At 63.1% G+C, this 1386-nt stretch carries 1 protein-coding gene; it reads left to right on the top strand.

Annotated elements, in window-relative coordinates:
• The coding region (locus AC1DH9_RS29215) for an efflux RND transporter permease subunit (protein WP_477809343.1) at positions 1–1386 on the top strand (1386 nt) is incomplete at both ends.

The raw sequence follows: 1386 nt of genomic DNA on the forward strand, positions 1-1386 counted from the left end.
GCCCAAGGACATGCCGACGCTGCCGACCTGGCGCAAGGTCAACCCGTCCGACAGCCCGGTACTGATCCTCAGCGTCAGTTCGACGCAAATGCCCGGCACCGAACTCAGCGACTACGCCGAAACCCTGCTGGCGCGGCAATTGAGCCAGATCGACGGCGTCGGCCAGATCTACATCACTGGCCAGCAACGCCCGGCGATCCGGGTCCAGGCCTCGGCCGACAAACTTGCCGCCATCGGCCTGACCCTGGCCGATGTGCGCCTGGCCATTCAGAAAACCAGCCTCAACCTGGCCAAGGGCGCGCTGTACGGTGAGTCGAGCATTTCCACGCTATCGACCAACGATCAGCTGTTCCATCCCGACGAGTACGGTCAGCTCATCGTCTCCTACAAGAACGGCGCACCGGTCCAGCTCCGGGACATCGCCACCGTGGTCAGTGGCTCGGAAGACGCCTACGTCCAGGCCTGGTCCGGCGATCGGCCGGGGGTCAACCTGGTGATCCTGCGACAACCGGGCGCGAACATCGTCGACACCGTGGACCGGATTCAAGCCGCGTTGCCGGGCCTGCAAGCGATGCTTCCGGCGTCGATACAGGTCAACGTGCTGATCGACCGGACCCAGACCATCCGCGCTTCGCTGCACGAAGTCGAAGTCACCCTGCTGATCGCGGTCCTGCTGGTGGTCGCGGTGATGGCGCTGTTCCTGCGCCAGTGGTCGGCGACGCTGATCGTTTCCAGCGTACTCGGGGTCTCGCTGATCGCCAGTATCGCGCTGATGTACATCATGGGCTTCAGCCTGAACAACCTGACGCTGGTGGCGATCGTCATTTCCGTGGGGTTTGTGGTCGACGATGCGATTGTGGTGGTGGAGAACATTCACCGCCACCTGGAGGCCGGCGACGGCATGCGCGAGGCCGCAATCAAGGGCGCTGGCGAGATCGGTTTTACCGTGGTCTCGATCAGCTTCTCGCTGGTCGCGGCGTTTATTCCGCTGCTGTTCATGGGCGGCGTGGTCGGCCGGTTGTTCAAGGAGTTCGCCCTCACCGCCACTTCGACCATCATGATTTCGGTGGTGGTGTCGTTGACCCTGGCACCGACCATGGCCGCCCTGTTCATGCGCGCGCCGGTACACGATGCCCACGCCAAACCCGGTTTCGGTGAACGCCTGCTCGCGCTGTATGAACGCGCACTGCGCCGGGCCCTGGCGCATCAGAAACTGATGCTGGGGATCTTCAGCCTGACGCTGTGCATGGCGGTTGCCGGCTACGTGTTTATCCCCAAAGGTTTCTTCCCGATACAGGACACCGGTTTTATCCTCGGCACCACCGAAGCCGCCGCCGACGTGTCGTTTCCGGAGATGGTGAAAAAGCACCAGGCCCTGGCCGACAT

This window comes from Pseudomonas sp. 05T35 (genome assembly GCF_056396605.1).